Raw genomic sequence first — 18,010 nt, forward strand, 5'->3', positions numbered from 1 at the left:
CAACACGATGTCTGGAGAGTTCGAGGGGAAGTCCCTGGACGCTCTGTACGCGATGATCGCGTCGGCCAAGCCCGAGGAGATTTCGGGTGCGGGCACGGCGCTCGCGGCGGCGGTGCCGCAGATTCTCGACATCGCCGAGGATCTGAAGCACTACATCTCCCACGTGCACTGGGAGGGCGAGGGCGGCGATGCCTTCCGCCTGTGGGGCGAGGGCATGGTCCGCGAGACGCTCGTCCTCGGTGACTTCACCAAGATCGTGTCCGAGGAGATGAAGCGCGCGGGAAGCGCACTGACCGAGGCGAAGGCGGCCATGCCGAAGCCGGCGGGCATGTGCTTCGCCGACCCGGAGAAGGAGAAGGCCCGCCTTGAGGCGGAGACCGGACCGAAGCTCCAGGAGGGCATCCAGCAGATGGAGCGCCTGTCGTCGTACTACGACGTTTCGAGTGAGCGTCTCGCGGCGGAGAGGCAGCCTGAGTTCAAGCCGCTGGAGGGCGGCGGCTGGGACGGTGGATACAACGAGTACGGCTCGGGGAGCGGTACCGGCTCCGGGACGTATTCGGGTTCGGGATCGGGTTCCGGTACGGGCACTACTCAGACCGGCTACACCACGCTCCAGCGGGCTGATGTGTCGACCCCGACCAGCACGCATCGGGAGATCGTTGACCCGGTGACACCGCCGTCGGTCACGCCGACGCGCCCGCCAGAGTCCGAGGTGGACACCAACCTCGACTCCGTGACGCTGACGCCGCCGCCGGAGACCACGAACCGACCGCCCGTGCAGCCTCCGGTGACCACCACCGCGACGCCGCCGACGCCCACGAACCCGCTGCCCCTGCCGCCCATGGCACCTCCGATGGGCGGGCAGAGCGGTTACCAGCCTCCGCGTACGCCGATCACGGGTCTGCCTAGCTCCGCGAACCGCACTGGTCTGCCGCGCCCGAACATGCTGGGCCCGATGGGCCGTACCGAGGGCATCACCGGTGGCCGTCAGGTGCCCGGCCGTCCGCTCACGAACCAGCCGATGGGCCGCATGCCCAAGGGCATGGTCGTCGGCGAGGAGCGGACCTCCACGCCGTACGGCCGTGGCGCGGGTGGCATGCATGGCCCGGGCGGCAGTGGCATGCACGGTGGTCCCGTCGGCGGCCAGGGCGGTAACGGCCGCCGTCTGGCGAGCCAGCCGGGCGGAACCGTGGGCGCGCCCAAGGCGTCCGGTGTGAGTGGACGCTCGGCCTTCACTCCCGGTGGCACCGGCCTGGTGCGTCCGCCCGCTTCGACACAGCCCGAGGGGGAGGAACGGCGTCAGCCGGGCCACCGCCCCGACTATCTGTCCGAGGACGAGGAGACGTGGACCTCGGGCCAGCGCCAGATCGTCCCGCCCGTCATCGACTAGGAGCACTTCCCTGATGTCCCCCCTCACCCGGGTCGCCCGGCGCCGCGCGGCAGCCCTGCTCGGCGCCATGTCGGCCGTCGTCGCCACCTGGACCGTCGGGGCGCCGGCCGCGACGGCGGACGATACGCGGTCGCGCCAGTGGTACCTGGACGCGATGAAGGCCGACGAGCTGTGGAAGGTGGCCACGGGCAAGGGCATCACCGTGGCGGTGCTCGACACCGGCGTCGACTCGACGCTGCCGGAGATGCGTGGAAAGGTGCTGCCCGGACGCGACTTCGACAAGGGGGGGCTTGGCCGTATTGATGACAAGGACAAGGACCGCCACGGCACGAACATGGCCCTTGCGATCGCCGGGACTGGGGCCGACGGCGGTGTGAAGGGCATTGCTCCCGGAGCGATGATCCTCCCCGTCAAAACGGGCGACTACGTTTTCAACGGGTGGAAACCCATGTTCCAGGGCATCCGCTACGCAGTTGACAACGGCGCTCGGGTGATCAACATCTCGGCCGGTGGTGTGGCAGACGAGGCTGAAGCCCGCGAGTGGCAGAGCGCTGTCGACTACGCGGTGCAGAAAGGCGCATTGATCTTCGCCGCCTCCGGAAACGATGGCAGGGAGCGGCGCAACGTCTACCCTGCCTCCGTTCCCGGCGTGGTTGCTGTCGCTGCGCTGGACACCAAGGGGAAGGTCGCTAAGTTCTCCGACCACGGCTCCTACGTCGACCTAGCCGCTCCCGGTATCGAAATGCCCGGGCGCTGCCCCAATGACAAGAACAAATTCTGCGGCTTCTGGGGCACCAGCCATTCCGCCGCCATCGCCTCCGGCACCGCAGCCCTCATCTGGTCTGCTCACCCGGAATGGACGAGGAACCAGGTCCTCCGGGTCATGATGGAAACTGCTGGCCACACGGGCCCGGTTCCGTCCCCGTACATCGGCTACGGCTCGGTCCGCCCCGCCCAGGTTCTCCTTGAGGGCAAGGGCAACCCGGGCGACCCCAACGTCGACCCGCTGCTCGCCGCGCAGGGCGCGAGCAAGGCGCCGACACCCAAGCCGTCCAACGCATCCCAAACCTCCCCCTCTCCTGACAACACGGGGGCAAGCGGCAACGGCCCGGTCAAGGACAACGACCAGGCCGCACAGTCCGACAAGGGCGGCTTCCCGCTCTGGGCCATCGCCGCGAGTGCCGTCGCCGTCGTCGCCGTGATCGGCTTCGTCGTGGTGGCGGGAGTACGCAGGAGAGCGTCGACAGACGCATGAACAACTGCAGCATCGACAACAAGAGGAGCTTCACATGAGCACTCCCGGTGGGTTCGGACTCGCAGACGATCCGATCACTCAGGCGAAGAACAAGATCATGGACACCGGTGAGAAGGTGACCAAGCAGGCGCGCGAGCTCGCCAACATCCTCGAGACGTGCAGCGCGGGCTGGACCGGTGTCGGTGCGGCGGGCTTCAAGACGGCCCAGACCAACCTCAACGAGGACCACGACGTCATCCGTCGTCTGCTGAACGTCCTCCTCAACGCCGTGGCCGAGACCAAGAACCTCAGCAACGCGAACGACGACGACGTGCGCGCCACCTTCGCCGCCGTCAACCACTCGTCGCTCAACAACATCTGACGAAAAGGGGGAACACCATGGCTTCCGACAACGCGGGGACCCGGGTCCGGTATGAGAGCGTCCAGGAGATGGCGAACCGCATCCGTGCGGTCTCGAACCACATCGTCCAGGACCTCCACAACATGGAGACGGCGCTCAAGACCGTCACCGACACCTGGGACGGTGACGCGCACCGCGAGTACGAGATCCTTCAGGGGAAGTACAACAAGCGCGCCACGGACATGAAGGACCGCCTCGAGAAGATCGCCCAGATCGTCGAGCAGGGCAAGGACAGCTACCGCTCCACCGACGTGAAGGCCTCGCGCCTCTTCACCGAGTCGTACTGACCTGCCGGCCGACCCGGTCCATGAGAAGGGCCCGCTCCTCCTGGAGCGGGCCCTTCTCATGTTCTGGCTGGCCGGCTGGCCGGCTGGCTAGCGGAGGTCGAACTCCCCGTCCTTCGCGCCGAGTACGAACGCGTCCCACTCGGCCTTCGTGTACCGCAGCACGGTGTCGTGGTCGAGCGAGGACCGCATGGCGATGGCCCCGCCCGGCAGGTGGGCGATCTCCACACGCTCCTCGTCGGGGCTCGTCCCCGGGGCGCCCTGCCACTCGACGCCGCTGATGTCGAGCGCGTACAGCTTGTCCTTCTCCTGCTGCGTACCCATCTGGCTCTGCTCCTTCATCCAGCGGTGGAACGGCGTCCTTGCAGGTCAATCATGGGTGCTGGCGGGTCCGCCTGTCACCCGGATCCTGCGGAATCACCCCGCCTACGCGCTCGGCGAACCGGCGGCGTACAGGTCGCCGCGCACCCCGGCGACGAAGGCGGCGAGCGCGGCCCGCCGGACCGGGATCACCCGGGCGGGGAACACGCTGTCGCGGACGGCCGCGCTGCCGTCGCCCCAAGTGGCCAGCTCGACGCAGGCGTTGCCGGACGCCTCGGAGTACGAGGACTTGAACCACTGCGGCTCGGACAAGGCGGCACCTCTACAGATCCTGGGATACCTCGAGGATCAGATCCCTCGATTCCCTGGGATTCAACGCCACCTGTTCGACCAAGTCCAGCCGTCGACGGAAGTTGGCCAGTTGCGTGGGGGAGTCGAAGAAGACGGCACCGATCGGAGAGTCCACCTCCGCGGTGTCGAGCCGAGGGTTCGCGGCGGAGGCGTACATCATCGTGTCGCCGGCCATGGGGAAGCCGCCGGCGGAGAAGGGAATCACGAGGAGTCGGACGTTGGGGCGCTCGCTCTCCTCGACAAGCCGGCTCAACTGCGCCTTGGCGACATGACGCCCTCCGATGCGCATACGGATGGCGGCCTCGTGGATCAGTCCCACGTACGGCACTTCTGGTTCGCGGGCGACGACAGCGTGTCGGGCGAGGCGGTGCGCAACGCGCAGTTCGACCTCCAGCCGGGGGAGAGCGGGGACGAAGAGGTCGAAGAGGGCGCGGGCGTGATCCTCGGTCTGGAACAGGCCCGGGATGTGGGCGGTCTGGAGCGTGGTCAGGCTGGTGGCGTGGTGTTCCAGCTCGGCCACGTCCAGGAAGTCCGGCGGGATCTTGCCCCGGTACTCGTCCCACCAGCCCTTCGTGCGACCTCCGGTCATCGTGGCCAGAGCGTCGATGAGTTCGGGGTCGGCGCATTCGTAGATGCTGGCGAGGCGCCGCAGCCGCTCCTCGCTGATACCGAACCGGCCCGACTCGATGTTGGAGATCATCGTGCGGTCCGAACCGAGCCGCTCAGCCGCCATGGGGGCGGACATGCCGGCGGCGTCCCGTAGCCGCCGGAGTTCGGCGCCGAAGCGGCGCTGGGTGATGGTGGGCTGCTGCCGTGGTGCCATGGTCAACTCCTCGCTCGCGCGCACAGTTTGCTGCCGCTCGGACCCACTCGTCCATTGAACAGCGAAGCATGACCCGTTTTAGTGAATGAGGTACTACGGGTTATGTGCCGGCCGTTATGGTGTGAGGCGAGCCACACGACCCACCCGCCCCGCGTCGCCGGAAGCGCACCGAGAACCCTCGGCAATGCCACCACGACGCGCCCGTGGGTCGACACGGCGAGCGTCCACCCCCCTCACGCCGCACATGGAGGTGCCCGCGTGAACCCCGAAGAAGTCAAAGCCGCCCCGGAAGGCCTGGGCGGCCCGGTCCCGCTTCCCTTCGCCCACCCCTGGGAGTACGAACTCCACTTCCCCCGCGACCCGCGCGCCCCCGCCATCACCCGCGTCGCCCTCCGAGCCGTCCTGGCCGCGCACGGACTTGACGAACTCCTCGACCGGGCCGAGCTGTTGACCTCCGAGCTGACCACGAACTCCGTCCGCCACACCCGAGGCCCCGCCTCCGTGCGTTTGCGCTGGACGTGCCCCGTCCTCCGCGTCAGCGTGTCCGATACGAGCCCGGTCTTCCCCATGCCGCTCCCGCAACTACCCAGCGAGGACGCCGAGCGGGGTCGTGGCCTGGCCATACTCGAACTCCTCGCCGACCAGTGGGGCGGCTGCTGCCTGGACGAGACCCTGTTCGGCGTCGCCGGCAAGACCATCTGGTTCGAGCTCCGAACCGACGACGGCCCCACGGCGCCCCCGTCCGCCCCCGCCATCGCCGCCTGAGCGGAACGCGGGGGCAGTCCGAGCTGTTCTGCCGACGGAAGCAATTTGCCCGGCTCCGCGTCCCCGCAGGCCGGTCACAGCCTGACGAGCGTTCCCCGCCAAGTCCATCCCGCGCCGAGGACCGCCTTGCGCAACGGGTCCTTCAGCTCCTCAGTGTCGAACGCGAAGTCCTCGACCAGGTGCCGGCGGCCGTCGGCACCCCGCTCGATCGTCCAGCGCTTGGACGTCGTGGTCACCTGGCCACGGCTGAACTCGGCCGATGCGGCCAGCCTGGGCACGTCGCCGACCCAGCTGATCTCCAACTGCTCGTCGAGAGCCCGCACCTCGTGCTTGTCGGCGACCAGACGCATCTTGATCTTGAGGGTCCGGTCCAGCCGGGACTCGAGGAAGAAGGTCCGCCAGGCGGGCTCCAGGACCCGCAACTCCGCCACGAGGTCGGCCTTCTCCGCGGGGCGGGCGTTGCGTACGGCGTACGGCTTGTCCGCGCTGTTCACGGCGAGCAGCGCCTCACGAACCTCCAAGGCGGACAGCGGTGTGACGCCCCTGTCCGGGTACCGGGTTCCGGTGAACCTGTCCAGCAGCCCCATCGTCAGGCCCTCCGTCCCATTCTCCGGGCGACTTGTGCGCAGGCACTCCTGGCCGACCATGGCCGACAGCGTCAGCCGGACTCTCGGAATCAGCCCCGTCGGTTCACTTGGTCTGCCCGGCGAACGTCTTCGCGAGCTCCAGTATCTGCTCGGGCGTCAGCGAGGTCTTCCCCATGTTCCCGACCGTCAGGACTATCGCGACATTGCCTGTGTCGCCGGCGCTGAGCGGGACCGTCACCACGTTCCCGCCCTCGCTCTGCACCGCCTCTCCGGGCGCGGCCTTCTTGGTCTTCTCGACGTAAGGACCCAGTTCGGTGGTGTTCATACCGCCGTCCCGCTGCATGACGGGCGCCAGCAAGGAGACCACGCCCGGCTTCTCCCCGCCGATGGTGTGGATCTTCAGGGCATCCTCGCCGGAGTGGTACATGCAACTGACCAAGGCGCCCGGGTTGGCGGCCCAGGCGCTCTCCTTCTCAGGCTGCGTACCGTTCTCCGCCGTGGCGACGACGGCACCCAGGGCGTCGTCGGGGGCCCCCGGCTCGATCTCCTTGCCGAGACCGACTGCCCCGGCCGCCTTCTTGACGTCGTACGGCAAAGGACAGTTGTCGGACCCGTCCTCCCCAACCTCGTCGGCGAGCTGAGCCAGCCGGTTCACACTCAGGGCCGTGCCGTCACCCGAGGCCGCGCCGCCGCTCTGGCAACCAACCAGTCCCGCCAGGATGAAGGCCACGGCCGTCGTACCGACGGACTTCCTCGTCGTGCGCTTCATGTCTCCGCTTTCGGTTCGGTCCACCCTGCCCCGAAGCGACAGCCTACGCGGCGGCTACGAGCGCGCGCCGGGCGGCGTCGGGAGCCCGTGCGTGCCGGGGTACCTCAGCGCCTCGAAGGCTGCCTTGCCAGGGCGAGGATCGACTTCCGCGTGTGCTGGTGCTCCGGGGTCCACGGGTCGTGTCACCGGGGTGTCAGCATCCGATCCGCTTGCCGACGGACTCGACGAAGTTGTCGAACAGGTCTTGCATCCGGAGAGTGCCGGGCGTGCCGACCGCGTCGTTGTAGCTCGGGCCGAACTCCAGAGAGAAGTACGTCGGAGTGCCGGCGCAGTCGGCGACCACGTGCCGGGGATCGAAGCCCGAGACCCGACGACCGGCCACCGGCGACTGCTCCTTGAACCCGGGCGAGGAGCGGATGCCGTTGACGATCTGTGGCTCCTGGGTGACGGCGTACGTGGCGTACCCGGCGATCTCACAGGCCCAGGTGGGGCGGATGTGTTCCTGCATCCTCTCTGTCGCCTTGGTCCGTTGTCCTGGTACGGGGAACTCCAGGTCCGCGAGACCGCACACCGCGCCGTTCCGGACCGGTCGTGGTCCCGCAGGTGCCGCGAGGCCGGCGGGAGCGCGGAGGGGCTCCTTGCCACGGCAGTCAGCCCCTTCGGCCGCACGATTGGCCACGTCGGTCAGGAGCCGGGCGAGCTTCACGGGGTCCGAGCCCTCCGGGGCGTAACCCTCGACGATGGCGGGCTCGCCGGCCGTCGTGCAGGCGCCCGGCAGGAAGACCCAGCCGTGGTCGTCGCCGACCGCCCCGACCGCACCGGTGGGGCCGCCCGAGAAGAATGACACGGCCGCGGGGTTCGGCCAGCGGCCGTCATCGGTGAAGGGGAAGTCGCCGCGCTCACGGCCCGCAGAGATCCGTATCCGCTCGGTGTCCGTCCACGGGAGGAAGGATGAGCTCTCCAGGGTGCACGTGAAGGCGAGTCGGTCGTCCGGGCGCGTGTCCGGACCGCTGCCGTCGGAGACACGGCCGGACGACGAGAAGACCGCCGCGGCCGAGTCGGTGGGGACCAGCCCCCCGCACGCCTCGTCGCGCCCGAACGCGTTGGTGTTCAGCCACAAGTGGGCGCCGACCCCCAGAAGGGCGATCGCCAGGAGAAGCGCGATCGCCTTCCGCCGGAGGGACGTCCGGACGCTGACGTCCTTCATCTCACTTCCTCGTTCGCAGGGCCGAGTACGCGTCCTCGCGCCCCGTGATGAAGCTTTGCTTGGCCTCACCCTTGGCGTGCTCGTGTGCTTCCGTGCCCTGGATGCCCTGTGTGGACCCCCAGGCGTCCATCAGCGCGTTCGTTCCACCGACTCCGGTCGAGGTGGCGGTGCTGTCCTTCGACCTTGCCACGTCCTCCGCGGCGGCCGATACGTCCTTGGAGTATTCGTAGGTGGCGGCGTCGACCATGCGCTGAATGGGGTCACCCACGACGGGAATCTGGGTGAAGAGGCCACCGACGCCGTGGTACGTGTAGCGCATGGCGTCGTTGAGGTTGCCGATCTTGGTGTCGCGGTCGTCGAGGATCATGTCGGATCCGATGGCCGTCATCGCGCCGTATACCTCGCCGACATGGCGGGCCTTGTTGTCCCAGTCACCGACGACGTTGCCCTGCTGGCCGTTCGCGGCGTCCCGCGCCGTGTCCAGGTACTCGGCCGAGTAACGCTTCTCGTTCTCGTACAGGAGGTCGTACACGAGGACGGGTTCGCCGTCGGACGTCGTCCCGTACGCCGCGTCGGACACCCCGCGCATCACCCGGAGCAGACTGTGCTTGCTGTTGGTGATGCTGGAGTCCTCGCCGTGCGCGTTGATGCCGGAGCCGCCCTCGGGGCTGCTGGTCTCGGTGCCGCTGAGGATCGCGTGGGTGTCGACGGTGTAGTCCGCGAGGGCGCGGCCGAGGGGCACCTTCAGGTTCTGCGCGATGCTGTCGCCCTTGCCGTCCTTGTCCAGGACGTTGATGGTCTCCTGCATCACCCGGGCTTGAGCCTCGGAGTGGTGATCGAAGGCCGCCCCGGCCGAATCGGGCTCTCGTCCGGTCGTGGCGGCTTCGAGAGCGGCACCGAGGCCGATCTTGCTCGTGTAGTCGTCGAAGGTGCTGACCCCGTATCCCGTGATCACGTTCTTGGGCCAGTCACGGGCCCCGTCCCCGCTGCCGACGAGGTACTTCAGGTGCTCATTGCCGATGTGGTCTCCGGCCGGCCCGTTGCCCTGCGGGTCGAAGAACGCGGTCGCGGCCTCCGGGTTCTTGCTCATCACGCCGAGGAGGCCGTCGATCGGGTCGCTTTCGAGCCCCTTGTCCTCCCAACCGCCGCCCCACTTGGTGAAGATGCCTTCGTGCTTCTTCTCCGCGGCGATCAGGTCGTCACCGAGTTGGTAGAGGAACTGGTCGTCGTACTTCGCGTCGGCGTGCTGCATCATGCTCACGAACGACTGGTAGCCGTAGAGCGGCTGGGTGTTGGAGCCGAAGTTCTTGGTGCCGGACTTGTCGAGGCTGTCGGTCCATTCCTTGTAGAACTTGCCATCCGGGCTGTTGAGCCACTCGTTGAACTTCTTCGACCCCGGTGGCATCTCGGAGGTCTTCCCCGGCACCTGGGTCGCTCCGGCCACCGTGTTGGCGAGCCCGCGCTCCAGATCCTGGTATTCCTTCTTGTTGAGCTTGCCGGAGAGCTTGATGGTTCCGTCCGTGCCCAGCCCGGCGAGGAAGGTCTGGCTGAAGGCCTTGTTGTCGGCGTTGTCGCGGAAGGAGCGGTTGAGTTCGGCGTAGTCGGCGGCGGAGACCTTGTCGCCGCTGTTGATACGGGTGGCGATGTCCTTGGCGTTCTCGGCTTCGTAGAGTTCGATGTCGCCCTTGGCGCCGGCGTTGAAGCCGTTGAACTGGTCGTCGCCCTTGCCGCCGATGTCCTTGTTGCTGTCGACGACGACGGCGTTGAGAGCGATCTTGACTCCCTCGTCGGCGTCCGAAACGGCCTTCACGCGATCGTCGATGTGCTTCTGCCACTTGGCGATGCCTTCGCGGATCAGCCTCTGACCGTCGGGGTCGTGGACGTAGGCCTGGCGGTCGGCTTGGGAGAGCCGGGCGTAGTCGAAGGAGACGTTGCCCTGCTCCGAGACGTTCATCCCGGCCTCGACAGCATCGGCCCGCGCGGAGTCGAGCTTCCCCTTGAGGTCGACGAACTGGGTGTGGGCATCGCGCAGTAGGGATGCGACGGCCTTCGCCTGCGTCTGGGCGGCGGCGTACTCGTAGCGGGTGCCGGCGAAGTTGACGTGGGCGACGCCGACGCTGATCCCGAGCCAGTTCGGGCCCATGGTGATCTTCTGGACGGTGTCCCCGTAGCGGTCCTCGACCTTCTTGATCTCGCCCGCCATCGACTCCCACTTGTCCGCGGCCGTAGTCAGCGCCCCGAAGTCGGTGGTCATGATCTCTGCGTACGTCAGCATGTCTTCGTTCCCCCGTTGGCGTGGTACGTCATCATCGCGGCGGCTCTATGTCGTGGACCTTGGACTGCGACAGCGGCGCGAACTGCCCGCGGAGGTCCAGGTCGTTCCGCGCGAAGAGCCCGGACGCTCCGCGCAGGTTGCTCTTCTCCGTCGACAGCCGGCCCATGAGGGTCTTGACCTGCTGGTCCCAGGTGTCCTGGACCTTCTTCAGGCCGGCGGCCGTCTGCCAGCCGTCGAAGGCCTTGATGGCGGCGTTGGTCGACTCGTCGGCCCAGTCGGTGGACTTCTTCGTGCTGTCCTCGAGCTCGTTCTCGATCGTGTTGGCAGCAGCCTGCTTCTCCGCCGGAGACGAGCCGAAGGCCCCCGGACCGCCCCCGGGTGTCGGCCCCGAAGGATCGGCCGGCACCTGGTTCAGCCGCATGCTCGATTCCTGCCGCTCAGTCGCCTGAGCGCGTGCCGCGGCCCACTCCTCGTCGAACCCCATGATGATCACTCCCCGTTTCCGGCCCGCTCAGGGCCACACCTGTGATGTCTGCCGTGCCCGAGAACCGACGCGATGGATCAGCCTTCCGAGACTTGGCTACGGAACTCCTCCAGCGGCATCGTCTTCCCCGCCGCCGGCAGACTGATGGTGAAGTTCTTCCCGTACGAGTCGTACGTCGTCGTGCTGGAACGCCCGTTCCGCTCCGACTGCATCAGGACGAGGCGTGAGGTGTCGGAATCCACGTAATAGGTGTCCGTGGCGTCGGGCGCCGCCTCGATGGTGAAGGCCTTGGCGTTCCTGCCCTGGATCGTGCGGTCCTGGTCCGAGGCGCGTTCGACCTGGTCAGGGACTTTGAAGTACGTGTCGCAGTCGGCGTCGTCGGGAAGCTCGGACACCACGAACATGTCTGCGAGCCGGTCCGGCGCAGTGGTCGACCGGCCCTTCTCCGTCAGCCCGTTGGCGAGGAGCGCGGCACTCGTGTACGTCGTGCCGTCCTTGCAGTACATCTCGCCGGAGCCGCCGATCCAGGTGGCCTTGAGCCGCAGCCCCTGGTCAGGGTTCCACCACATCTCCTGCCACCCGCCGGCGAACGCCGTCGTGCCGCCCGAGGAGTGGAAGGACGTGGAACGCATCTCGTCGTTCGCCTTGCCGACCGTGCTGCATCCGGTCAGCGCGGTCGCGGCCACCGCCACCATGGCGCATGCTCCCAGGGCGCGCAGTGGGCGCAGGGAGCGCAGGCCGGGGGTCTTGCGGGCTGCCATGGCGTGGCGACCTTTCGTTCGTCTGGTCGTTCGTCTCGTTGATCTCGCTAGCCTCGACTGGGGACGCACGATGGTGCGGCGCCGTTCCCCGGCGCCGCACCGCACCCGTCTCACCGCTCCGGCAGCCGCCCCGTCTGCACCAGCGAAGCCTGACCCCGCCGGCTCACGAAGTAGCCGCGGCCCGGGGGCATCGGGCGCGGGCGGGCGGTGCCGATGAGGTCGCCCTCGCTCGGGTCGCCCGAGAGGACCACGCCCTGGGCGCCGAGTTCCTTGATGCGCTGCATGAAGGACTCGTACATCGAGCGCGAGGCGCCCGCGCTGTTGCGGGCGATGATGAAACGGACACCCGTGTCGCGGGCGAAGGGGAGGAACTCGGCCAGCGGGGCCAGCGGGTTGCCGGCGCTCGTCGCCACCAGGTCGTAGTCGTCCACGATGATGAAGACCTGCGGGCCCGACCACCAGCTGCGGTCGCGCAGCTGCTGCGGCGTCACGTCCTGCGGCGGCTGGCGGCGGGCGAAGACGCCCGACAGGGCCTCCATGTGCATCTGCATGGAGCTCGCCATCGGCGCGTACTCCAGCAGGTGCTCCTCCGGCAGGGCGCCGAGCAGCGCGCGCCGGTAGTCGCCGACGACCAGCTTCGCCTCGTCGGGGGAGTAGCGCTCGCCGATCTGCTTGGCGATCAGCCGCAGCAGGTTGGTCTTGCCGGACTCGCTCTCACCGAAGATCAGGAAGAACGGGTCGGTCTCGAAGTTGACGAACACCGGCTCCAGACGCGTCTCGTCGATGCCGATCGCGATGCCGTGCTGCGGGAACTCGAAGCCCTTCGGCAGCTGTTCGGCGTGCAGCTTGTGCGGCAGCAGCCGGACGGCCGGCGCGCCGGGGCCCTGCCAGGCGGTGCGTACGGCCTCGACGAAGGCCGAGGTGCCCACCGCCAGGTCGTTCGCCGAGCTCGACCCGTCGATCCTCGGCAGCGCGCCCATGAAGTGCAGCTTCTCGGGCACCTGGCCGCGGCCGGGCACGCCGGTCGGCACGTTCGCCGCGACCTTGCGGTCGAACTCGGAGTCCATGACGTCACCGAGCCGCAGCTCCAGACGGCCCAGCATCTGGTCCTTGAGCGCCGCCCTGACCTCCATGTAGCGGGCCGCGGTGATGACGACGTGGATGCCGTAGCCGAGACCGCGCGCCGCGAGGTCGGAGATCACGGACTCCAGTCCCTCGTACTCGGTGCGGAAACCGCCCCAGCCGTCGATGACCAGGAAGACGTCGCCCCACGCCTCGTTCGGCAGCTCGCCCGCCGCCCGCTTGCGCCGGTACGTCGTCATCGAGTCGATGTTGTGCGCGCGGAAGAACTCCTCGCGCCGGTTCAGTACGCCGAGCACCTCGGCCACCGTGCGCCGCACCCGCTCCGGGTCGAGCCGCGAGGCCACCCCGCCGACATGCGGCAGTTCGGCGAGCGAGGACATACCGCCACCACCGAAGTCGAGGCAGTAGAACTGCACTTCGGCCGGGGTGTGGGTGAGCGCGAACGACGAGATCAGGGTGCGCATCAGGGTCGACTTGCCGGACTGCGGACCGCCGACCACCATCATGTGGCCCGCCGCACCCGAGAAGTCCCGGTACAGCACCTCGCGCCGCTGCTCGAACGGCTTGTCGATGAGACCCATCGGTACGGTGAGCCCGCCCGGCCGGGTGTACTCGGTCGCCGTGAGCCCCCGGTCCGCGGTCTGCGCGAGCCCCGGAAGCAGCTGGTCGAGCGACGGCGCCTGGTCGAGCGGCGGCAGCCACACCTGGTGGGCCGGCACACCCTGGCCCTCAAGCCGGCGCACGATCACGTCGAGGACGGTGTCCGCGAGCGCCTCGTCCTCGTCGTCACGCCGCGCCGTCAGATACGCCGGGTCCGGCGCCGCGTACACCACCGGCACCGGCGAGGCCGTGAACAGCGCCGGCCGCCGGTCGATCGGCATGCTCCCCGCCTCCAGGCGCGGCCCGCCCGTGCGGTACGTGCCGGAGACGTACGCCGCCTTGAAGCGCGTCATCTCGTCCGTACCGAACTTCAGATAGCCCGAACCCGGCACCGACGGCAGGTGGTACGCGTCCGGCACACCGATCGCCGTGCGCGACTCGGCCGCCGAGAAGGTCCGCAGACCGATCCGGTACGAGAGATACGTGTCCAGGCCGCGCAGCTTGCCCTCCTCCAGGCGCTGCGAGGCGAGTAGCAGATGCACACCGAGGGACCGGCCGATGCGGCCGATCTGGATGAACATGTCGATGAAGTCCGGCTTGGCCGTCAGCAGTTCGGAGAACTCGTCGATGACCAGGACCAGCGAGGCCAGCGGTTCGAGCGGAGCACCCGCCGCCCGCGCCTTCTCGTAGTCGTGGATGTTGGCGTAGTTGCCCGCCGACCGCAGCAGCTCCTGGCGCCGCTGCAGCTCACCGCGGATCGCGTCACCCATGCGGTCGACCAGCGTCAGGTCGTCCGCCAGGTTGGTGATGACCGCCGCCACGTGCGGCATCTGCGACATGCCCATGAAGGTCGCGCCGCCCTTGAAGTCCGCGAGGACGAAGTTCAGCGTCTCCGAGGAGTGCGTCACCGCGAGACCGAGCACCAGCGTGCGCAGCAGCTCCGACTTGCCGGAACCCGTCGCACCCACGCACAGACCGTGCGGACCCATGCCCTCCTGCGCGGCCTCCTTCAGGTCCAGCATGACCGGCGAGCCGTCCTCGCCGACACCGATCGGCACCCGCAGCCGCTCCGCGACCGAACGTGGCCGCCAGGTGCGCGCCACGTCCACCGAGGCAGCGTCGCCCAGGTTCAGCAGATCCGTGAAGTCCAGGTTGGCGAGCAGCGGTTCGTCGTCGTCCCCACCGCCCATCCGCAGCGGCGCGAGCTGCCGCGCCAGGGCCTCCGCCGCCGGCAGCGACATGCCGTCCGGCACACCCTCGTACGCGAACCCGCCGCCCGACTCGAGGCGCAGCCGCCCGGGCCGTACGACCACCGAAAGGCCACCGCGCGGCTCGTCGAGCTCACCGGAGACCACCTCGACGATGGTCACGCCCTGCAGACCCTCGGCCGCCGCGAACAGCGAGTCCGGCGGCACCATCCCGCCGTCCAGGACCACCACGACATGCGGCTGGTCGAGCACCGGCTGGTTCTCCCGGCTGAACCGCGGCCGGCCGTCGAGCCGCGTGCGCAGCAACTGCTCCAGCTCGCCCAGGTCGTCGCCGAACAGACGCTTCGTGCCCGCCCCGTCGACCGTGCCCGGCACCTGCGTGTGCGGCAGCCACTTCGTCCAGTCCCAGCGCTCCTGCGCGCCCCGCGCCGCCACCACGGCGACCATCAGGTCGTCGGGGGAGTGCAGGGTCACCAGCTGCGCCACCAGACCGCGTGCCGCGGACTGCGCCGACTCCGGATCACCGGAGACCGTCACGTGGTAGAAGGCCCGCATCGAGACCGCCATCGGCAGCCCGTCCAACGTGCCGTGCACCGCCAGGAACTGCTGCATCGCACCCGCACACAGCGGCTCAAGCTCGTCCACCGGCGCGGTGTCCGGCGCCACGAGCGGAGTCGCCAACTGCTGCGCGCCCAGCCCGATCCGGGCCTGCGCGAAGTCATGGTCGCCGACCCGCCGCTCCCAGACCCGCGAGCCCTCCGCGACCACCGACCACAACTGCTCGGGCGCCGGGTGCAGATACAGCTGCGCGTCCCGCTGCCTGCGCGCGGTGCGCCGCACCGTACGCCGGGTCTGCGCGAGGTATTTGAGGTAGTCCCGCCGCACATCGGCCATTTGCCCCTGCGACCCCTTGCGGAATCTGACGAACTGGGCGATGGCCATGCCGACCGTCGACGCGAGCATCAGGGTGCCCATGATGCGCATGATCGGCGACGGCGTCATGAAGAAGAACACCACGGACGAGCCCATGCCGAGCATCGGCAGGAGCTGCATCAACGCGGACTCCTGCTGCCCCCGCGGCAGTTCCGGCGGGGCCTCCAGGACCAGTTCCTCGGCGGGTACTTCCGGAGGAAGGGACCTCGGCGGGCGTTTGACGACGATCTGGCTCACCGGCGCATCAATCCCTCGTTACGGGCGGGCTCGTGGAGGATTCCCCGCACCAGCGCCCCCGTCGACTGTGTTTCGATGCGGACTCCCCCGTGAGTGCAGGATCCTACTTGCAGCCACTGTCAGCGGTCCCCGGTAGGGTGTCGCCGCAGTGTGCGCAACCGCGAATCAGGGGGTCCAGAAACGTGAGTACGACCGCAGCGACCGGCTTCTGCCGCGTCACCGTCGTGGCGCCGGACAGCCGCATCGACGTCGCACTCCCGGAGGACATCGCCGTCGCCGACGTCTACCCGGAGATCCTCCGGCTCACCGGGCAGACCCAGCCGGCCGGCGCACCCACCGGATACCACCTGGTCCGGCGTGACGGCTCGGTCCTCGACGGCGCCCGCAGCCTCGCCGCCCAGCAGGTCCTCGACGGCGAGGTGCTCAGCCTGCGCCCCTTCGCGCAGTCCCTGCCGCCTGCCGTGTTCGACGACGTCTCCGACGCCGTCGCCTCCGCCGTCACCCGCGACCGGCACCTGTGGAGCGACGACCTGCTGCGCGGCGCCGGACTCGTCGGCGGCGTGCTGCTCCTCGTCCTCATGGGCTTCGTGCTCTGGTTCGCCGACCCGGTCCGGCACGACATGCACAGCCTGCCCGGCGTCATCGCCGGCGCCGCCGGCGTGCTGCTCACCGCCTTCGCCGGAGTACGCGCCCGCGTGTACGGGGACCGGGCCACCGCCGTCGGCCTCGGCCTCGGCGCGCTGCCGCTGCTCCTGATCGCCGGCTCCGGGATCATCGCGCCCGACGCCGGCCACGGCCCCGGCCGCCTCCAGTTCCTGCTCGGCTGCGTCACCGTCCTGGTCGCCTCCGTCGCCCTGGTCGCGCTCACCCCGAGCGGCGACGCCCCGTTCGTCGCCGCCACCTTCCTCGCCACCGTCGGCACCCTCGCGACCTTCGTCGCGATCCTCACCGAGGCCTCGGCCACCCAGACCGCCGCCGTGTGCGTGCCCGTCGCGATCGGCCTGGTCGCCTTCCTGCCGAGCCTGTCCGCCCGCTTCGCCCGGCTGCCCATCGGCTACGCCTCCCCGCACAGCGCCGCCGACGACGAGTTCCTCGCCGACCCGCACCAGCAGGCCGGCCCCGAGGCGCAGCCCGTCGACGGCGAGCGGATCGCACTCCAGGCCCGCCGCGGCCACGAGATGCTGCTCGGCCTGGTCGGCGGCTGCGCCGCGGTCGTCGTCGGCGCCTCCGCGGTGCTCGGCTTCGCCGGGAACATGTGGGGCCAGCTGCTCGCCCTCGCCGCCGGCCTGGCGATGCTGCTGCGCGCCCGGCTCTTCCGCTACACCTCGCAGGTCGCCTGTGTCCTGGTCGCCGGCCTCGCCGCGATCGCGCTGCTGATCCTCGGCCTGTCCCTGAACCCGCCGGTCGACCTGGTGCAGGACCTCCTGATGTACGGGGACCGCGGCGGCCTCGACATCCGTACGATCTGGCTCACCGCGGCCGTCGCCGCCGGCGCCGCCCTGGTCACCGCGATCGGCCTGATCATCCCGCGCAAGGGCCTCTCGCCCTTCTGGGGCCGGCTGCTCGACCTCACCGAGGGCTTCGTGCTGCTCTCCCTGGTCCCGCTCTGCCTCGCGGTGCTCGACGTCTTCATGCGGGCCCGCTCGCTGACCAGCTGAGCCCGGGGCGGCCGCAGGGCCCCGCGCCTCGGGGACGTACGCCGAGCTGGTACGCTGTGTGACGGCCGTTTGTGTACGCGCTTCCGGAAACCCACGGGCATCCCGTGAACATCGGGGAGCAGCGCCCATCGGACCTTCGCACACGAGTCACCGAAGCTTCCCCTGAGACCAAGACCAGGGGCACTCGTGGGCGCACGAACCAGAGGAGAACCGCGTGGCTCTCGACACCGCTGTCAAGAAGCAGATCATGGCCGAGTTCGGCACCAAGGAGGGCGACACCGGCTCCCCCGAGGTCCAGGTCGCGATGCTTTCCCGCCGCATCTCGGACCTGACCGAGCACCTCAAGACCCACAAGCACGACCACCACTCCCGTCGTGGTCTGCTCATCCTGGTCGGTCAGCGTCGCCGCCTGCTGCAGTACCTGGCCAAGAAGGACATCCAGCGCTTCCGTACGCTGGTCGACCGCCTCGGCATCCGCCGCGGTGCGGCCGGCGCCAAGTAAGTCGCTGTGAAGGGAGCGGTTCCCACTTTCAGGGGGCCGCTCCCTTTGCTGTACGTGCGCGATGTACCCCCCGGCACTTAGTCTGGTCGCACAACGCCACACCACCCCCGCGCGAGA

Annotated in this window: 17 protein-coding genes; 7 read left to right on the forward strand and 10 right to left on the reverse strand. The window is 69.1% G+C overall.

Translation table 11 applies throughout. The features are described from left to right. Positions 1 to 7 precede the first annotated feature (7 nt). From AB0C73_RS33535 to AB0C73_RS33550, 4 genes are read left to right on the forward strand one after another with little or no spacing between them, the layout of a single operon-like run. Positions 8 to 1,390, forward strand: a complete 1,383-nt coding sequence (locus tag AB0C73_RS33535; RefSeq protein WP_362537265.1) for a hypothetical protein — start codon at positions 8 to 10, stop codon at positions 1,388 to 1,390. Between the two features lie 13 nt (positions 1,391 to 1,403). Further along, positions 1,404 to 2,645: a S8 family serine peptidase gene (locus AB0C73_RS33540; RefSeq protein ID WP_362537267.1), complete on the forward strand. Its 1,242-nt coding sequence runs from the start codon at positions 1,404 to 1,406 to the stop codon at positions 2,643 to 2,645. 34 nt (positions 2,646 to 2,679) lie between these two features. Beyond that, positions 2,680 to 3,006 (forward strand): hypothetical protein, encoded by a 327-nt coding sequence (locus tag AB0C73_RS33545; RefSeq protein WP_362537269.1) that lies wholly within the window; start codon positions 2,680 to 2,682, stop codon positions 3,004 to 3,006. A gap of 17 nt (positions 3,007 to 3,023) precedes the next feature. Then, positions 3,024 to 3,332, forward strand: a complete 309-nt coding sequence (locus tag AB0C73_RS33550; protein WP_362537271.1) for a WXG100 family type VII secretion target — start codon at positions 3,024 to 3,026, stop codon at positions 3,330 to 3,332. 87 nt (positions 3,333 to 3,419) lie between these two features. Here AB0C73_RS33550 and AB0C73_RS33555 read toward each other — a convergent pair whose 3' ends face one another. The 3 genes from AB0C73_RS33555 to AB0C73_RS33565 form a co-directional block, all read right to left on the reverse strand. After that, entirely contained in the window at positions 3,420 to 3,653 is a 234-nt protein-coding gene (locus AB0C73_RS33555; RefSeq protein WP_362537273.1) for a DUF397 domain-containing protein, read from the reverse strand. A gap of 102 nt (positions 3,654 to 3,755) precedes the next feature. Further along, the gene (locus tag AB0C73_RS33560) at positions 3,756 to 3,962 is read right to left on the reverse strand and encodes a DUF397 domain-containing protein (RefSeq protein ID WP_362537275.1); all 207 of its coding nucleotides are present in this window, start codon (positions 3,960 to 3,962) and stop codon (positions 3,756 to 3,758) included. Between the two features lie 10 nt (positions 3,963 to 3,972). Next, entirely contained in the window at positions 3,973 to 4,824 is an 852-nt protein-coding gene (locus AB0C73_RS33565; protein ID WP_362537277.1) for a helix-turn-helix transcriptional regulator, read from the reverse strand. Positions 4,825 to 5,082: 258 nt separating this feature from the next. Between AB0C73_RS33565 and AB0C73_RS33570 the strand changes: the two genes are divergently transcribed. Next, on the forward strand, positions 5,083 to 5,589 hold the full coding sequence (locus tag AB0C73_RS33570; RefSeq protein WP_362537279.1) for an ATP-binding protein: 507 nt from the start codon (positions 5,083 to 5,085) through the stop codon (positions 5,587 to 5,589). Positions 5,590 to 5,663: 74 nt separating this feature from the next. Here AB0C73_RS33570 and AB0C73_RS33575 read toward each other — a convergent pair whose 3' ends face one another. The 7 genes from AB0C73_RS33575 to eccCa form a co-directional block, all read right to left on the reverse strand. Continuing rightward, positions 5,664 to 6,176: a hypothetical protein gene (locus tag AB0C73_RS33575; protein ID WP_362537281.1), complete on the reverse strand. Its 513-nt coding sequence runs from the start codon at positions 6,174 to 6,176 to the stop codon at positions 5,664 to 5,666. 103 nt (positions 6,177 to 6,279) lie between these two features. Next, positions 6,280 to 6,906 carry a hypothetical protein gene (locus tag AB0C73_RS33580; RefSeq protein WP_362537283.1) on the reverse strand — a complete coding sequence of 209 codons (627 nt, stop codon included), beginning with the start codon at positions 6,904 to 6,906 and terminating at the stop codon, positions 6,280 to 6,282. Between the two features lie 232 nt (positions 6,907 to 7,138). Then, positions 7,139 to 8,152 (reverse strand): hypothetical protein, encoded by a 1,014-nt coding sequence (locus AB0C73_RS33585; protein ID WP_362537285.1) that lies wholly within the window; start codon positions 8,150 to 8,152, stop codon positions 7,139 to 7,141. A 1-nt stretch (position 8,153) separates the two neighbouring features. Next, positions 8,154 to 10,427: a DUF6571 family protein gene (locus tag AB0C73_RS33590; RefSeq protein ID WP_362537287.1), complete on the reverse strand. Its 2,274-nt coding sequence runs from the start codon at positions 10,425 to 10,427 to the stop codon at positions 8,154 to 8,156. Positions 10,428 to 10,458: 31 nt separating this feature from the next. Next, complete coding sequence (locus AB0C73_RS33595; RefSeq protein ID WP_362537289.1) at positions 10,459 to 10,848, reverse strand: hypothetical protein; 390 nt, start codon at positions 10,846 to 10,848, stop codon at positions 10,459 to 10,461. A gap of 140 nt (positions 10,849 to 10,988) precedes the next feature. Then, positions 10,989 to 11,672: a hypothetical protein gene (locus AB0C73_RS33600; protein ID WP_362537291.1), complete on the reverse strand. Its 684-nt coding sequence runs from the start codon at positions 11,670 to 11,672 to the stop codon at positions 10,989 to 10,991. A 110-nt stretch (positions 11,673 to 11,782) separates the two neighbouring features. Continuing rightward, complete coding sequence (gene eccCa, locus AB0C73_RS33605) at positions 11,783 to 15,733, reverse strand: type VII secretion protein EccCa (protein WP_362537293.1); 3,951 nt, start codon at positions 15,731 to 15,733, stop codon at positions 11,783 to 11,785. A 182-nt stretch (positions 15,734 to 15,915) separates the two neighbouring features. Between eccCa and eccD the strand changes: the two genes are divergently transcribed. Further along, complete coding sequence (gene eccD / locus AB0C73_RS33610) at positions 15,916 to 17,391, forward strand: type VII secretion integral membrane protein EccD (RefSeq protein ID WP_362537295.1); 1,476 nt, start codon at positions 15,916 to 15,918, stop codon at positions 17,389 to 17,391. A gap of 214 nt (positions 17,392 to 17,605) precedes the next feature. After that, on the forward strand, positions 17,606 to 17,893 hold the full coding sequence (rpsO, locus tag AB0C73_RS33615; protein ID WP_265864476.1) for a 30S ribosomal protein S15: 288 nt from the start codon (positions 17,606 to 17,608) through the stop codon (positions 17,891 to 17,893). Positions 17,894 to 18,010 lie beyond the last annotated feature (117 nt).

Source organism: Streptomyces sp. NPDC048623 (genome assembly GCF_040650755.1).
Taxonomy (GTDB): Bacteria; Actinomycetota; Actinomycetes; order Streptomycetales; family Streptomycetaceae; genus Streptomyces.